The 3,522-nt window shown below is 67.4% G+C and carries 2 protein-coding genes and 1 pseudogene; all 3 read right to left on the reverse strand.

The genetic code is table 11. The features are described 5' to 3' along the window. Positions 1 to 516: 516 nt before the first annotated feature. Positions 517 to 978: pseudogene (locus ACTWQJ_RS48590) on the reverse strand (BRCT domain-containing protein); the annotation flags it as partial. Positions 979 to 1,153: 175 nt separating this feature from the next. Continuing rightward, on the reverse strand, positions 1,154 to 1,591 hold the full coding sequence (locus tag ACTWQJ_RS48595; RefSeq protein ID WP_443312767.1) for a hypothetical protein: 438 nt from the start codon (positions 1,589 to 1,591) through the stop codon (positions 1,154 to 1,156). Positions 1,592 to 2,096: 505 nt separating this feature from the next. After that, positions 2,097 to 3,470, reverse strand: a complete 1,374-nt coding sequence (locus ACTWQJ_RS48600; RefSeq protein WP_443312768.1) for an NF041680 family putative transposase — start codon at positions 3,468 to 3,470, stop codon at positions 2,097 to 2,099. Between the last annotated feature and the right edge of the window lie 52 nt (positions 3,471 to 3,522).

Here is a 3,522-nt window from a genome sequence, read left to right on the forward strand (position 1 = left end):
ACGAAACAAATGGACGCCGAGGCCGGAGCCTGGAAGGCCGCGAAGCTCCACGTAGGGCATAAACTCTCTCAAAGAGCACCAGCCGCAAGAGCGACGTAGTGCCACAAGCGATACCTAAACGCCCACTGAGAGGGCGGTTCGCGAGTTGATGTCCGTTTCGAAGTGGGGTTGGGGTCGGGCTGCTGCACTGCCAGACGCGCTGAGCTGATCAATGGCTTCCCGGGTCTTCGGGACAGGTTCGGCCAGCCCGGATTTCGGGGTTTGCATCACGGTGTGCAGAAAGAAGCCGGGTGACTTCGGGGTACGGGCAGAGGGAAGCCCTGGGGCCGATCGAGGGCCATGACGCCCAGGCCTCCCTCTGCCCAGCCGCCTGCGGCGGATGCGCGTCCCCAGCCTTACGCCGGTGCAGGGATGGGGGCGCCGGCTGACTCACGAGCCGGTCGCTGGCTCAACGTCTGTGCCCGGCCAATGACACGGCTGCGTCAACGGGTTGACGCAGCCGTGTGCCTCTTGACTTCAGTCGGTGAAGTCGGCGATGAGGACGGCGAATTCGTCCGGGGTGGCCAGGCGGATGCCGAGGGTTTCGGTCTTGGCACGCTTGGACCCCGCGCCTTCTCCGGCGACCACCAGGGTGGTCTTCTTGGAGACGCTGGAGGAGGAGCGGCCCCCGGCGCGTTCGATGACCTCGTTCATCTGGTTGCGGCTGAGCTTTTCCAGCGCGCCGGTCATCGCACCGGTGACCACGACCGTCATTCCCGTCAGTGGCCCGCTCGCTGCCGGGGTTGCCCCGTCGGCGGCATCGGCGCCCTGCTCGCGGGTGTCCGACGGCGTGGCGCCGGGTTCGGTCATGTTCATCCCGGCGGCGGCGAGTTTGTCGATGAGCGGGGCGGGTTCGGCGATTTCGGCGACGATGGACGGGGCCTTCTCGGTGCCGATGCCTTCGACCTGCTGGATCGTTTCGGCGGCGGCAAGCCGGATCTCCTTCCGCACTCCGCCGCCAAACAGATCGAAGCCATCACGTCGCCTCCTCGACTGAAGTCTTGGCGGGCCTCAGCGGCTGGCCTCGACGCCTGCAAGATCCACGACAGAGTCAAGCTGAAGCCGAGAGGGGCAGCCAGCTGGCTCCCCCCTCGAGCTGAGACGGTGGCTACCGTCACCGAACAGATGGCTGCAACCAAGCCGGGCACTGCACGTGGGAGCCACCGTCCTGCAGATAGCTGTCCCAAACCCAGCCATACTTTGACGTCGCTGTGCGCAAATACGTCCACGTAGTACCGTCGCCGCGGGCCCAACAGTGGTAATCGACGAGGTTGTTAGGCGTGGGAGTGAAGTCGTCTGTGCCGCACACCCATGCTGGGCCAGTGCGAAGGTAGACCCTCTGCTCGAAGTAGTATCCGTACTCTTTTTGATCGTTATCGGGTGCGGTAATGCCACACTCGACGGCTTCTTCGGCAACCGCAGAAGCCGCCTGTCCCGCCAGTGTCAAACTGGTCGTGCGGCTGGTGGGGTCGGCCTGCGTGACGCCCTGTCCCAGCATGGCGACAGCAGCCGTCAGTGCCCCGACCACCATGACTGCGCGCTTGCGCCCCATGTCGTCTCCCTAGAGTTGAGAGTTGTCTGAGTTGCAACCACTGGTCGACGTCAGTGGCGACGATTCCACACGGCCAGCCCCCGCCGATCGGTGGTGGAACGACCGTGCACGGCCGGGCTGCCGAAACCTGTCACAAACCTTGAATCCGCTGGTGGCAGCCCATGCGCACCCGATTCGCTACCTTGATCGGACCATGCCTCGAGGCAGCGCTGCCGCATGCGCATGTTCGCCGCCGCTGAGCCGCCTGTACGCACGCCTTCTCGGGATCAGAAACAGGCACTGATTCCTTGCGGCATCGAGCTTGCCGACATTGGCGGAGCCGGAGCAACAGTTTGTGGCTGTCCCGGACAGTCGTTGCTTGTCCGGCCTGGCCAGCGTCTTGTCCGGGACGCTGTCCGGGCTCGCTGAGCGGAGGGAATCGCGACCGTCCGTGCGGAGGGCACGACCGACGGCCGGGCCCGGTGGGCCACCCGAGAAGTTCAGACACAGGCACTGACCTTGTTCTTTAACCTTTCAACCGTTGTAGGGCGATAAGTGTCTTCTCGCGGCGGACGGTTTTGCCCACGTCGTAGCGGGGTGCCCGGTGCCTGTTCGGGGTGCCGGGCGGCCGTCCAGGGCCGGGCCGGTGGGGTTTCGGTGCCCTGGCGGGGCAGGGCATGTGCTGGCGGAGGTTCCGAAACGTCCGCCGGACTCTCGCGGGTGTGAGCCGGTGCGGTGCCGCCGGCTTCTCCCAGGGATGCCGCAGGTCGCGGGTGACCGGACGAGCAAGCCGGAGCTGGGTGTAGGCGGCGATGATCAGCCACGTCCACCGGTCCGCCGCCTCCGGTTCCCGAAGCCGAGGCCGGGTCCAGCCCAGCGTCTGTTTGAACAGCCGAAACGTGTGCTCCAGATCGAAGCGTCGCAGGAACGCCTGCCAGGCCCGGCCGACGTCCGCGTAGTCGGCGCCGGTCTTCGAGGACCACAACCACACCGCCGGGGCCGCCCGGTCCTTCGACAGGTGCTCGACCTCCAGCCGAATCAACGTCCCCTCGATCAGAGGGAGTTCGCCCTCATGGTCCAGCCAGGCAGCCCGGTGGGTCAGCCGGGGGTGGACCCGGTCCCACGCCTGCGTGACGGCCTTGCCGTAGTTCGCGGTGGCGGTGTGGGTGGTGACGGCGGGCTCGGGCCAGGTCTCAGGCTTGGCGAAGCGGAACTCCGGCCCGTGCTTCGGCGGCCGGCCGCCCTTCGGGTCGTAGACGCGCGGCGGCTTCGGCAGCCGCATCACACGGTCGCCGCGGACGCGGCCGACCAGCTCGACAGGCAGGTCCTGCAGGACCCAGGCCAGGCGGGTGACGTCGTAGCCGGCGTCGGTCACGATGGTGATGTCCGGCTCGCCCGGCGCCCACTGGCCTGCCGCGACGAGCCGTTCGACGACATCGCGGAGCTGGGCGGCGGTGACCGCGGTGGCATCGTCGGCTGGGCCAAGCCTGACCGCGTCCAGAATCTGTGTCCAGGACGTGGCACCCATCTCCAGCACCGCGACGAACGAGTACGGCCAGCCCGGAATGAACTGCGAAGCCGTCTTGGCCCGGCCGTAGACGTGGCAGAACAGCCGCTCCGGCGAACACGGCGCGTCTGATCGCAGCCACGGCGAGACGTCTACCGCCAGCACCAGGCGCCCGTCCGGGAAGCGGGGCAGCGGCAGGCCGGCCAGCAGCGACCGCAGCCGGCCGCTGTCGATCCGGCCCTGGTTGAGGCCGTCGTACATAGCGCCATGCCCACGCCGGTGCTCGGGCAGCAACGTCAGCTCCACCGCCGAGTGCACCGCACCCGGAGCACACAGCACCGCGTCCGCCAGCTCGAACAGCTCATCGCCCCGCACGGGCAGACACGCGTACAACTCGTCCCGGAAGCGTGACGCTTCCGGGACGAGTTGTACGCGTGTCTGACCG

Source organism: Streptomyces sp. KR55, from assembly GCF_052245645.1.
GTDB lineage: Bacteria > Actinomycetota > Actinomycetes > Streptomycetales > Streptomycetaceae > Streptomyces > Streptomyces flavusporus.

Bases quoted from the DNA above. Each gene is read 5' to 3' on its own strand.
- ACTWQJ_RS48595 (WP_443312767.1), bottom strand. From the start codon at position 1,591: ATGGGGCGCAAGCGCGCAGTCATGGTGGTCGGGGCACTGACGGCTGCT.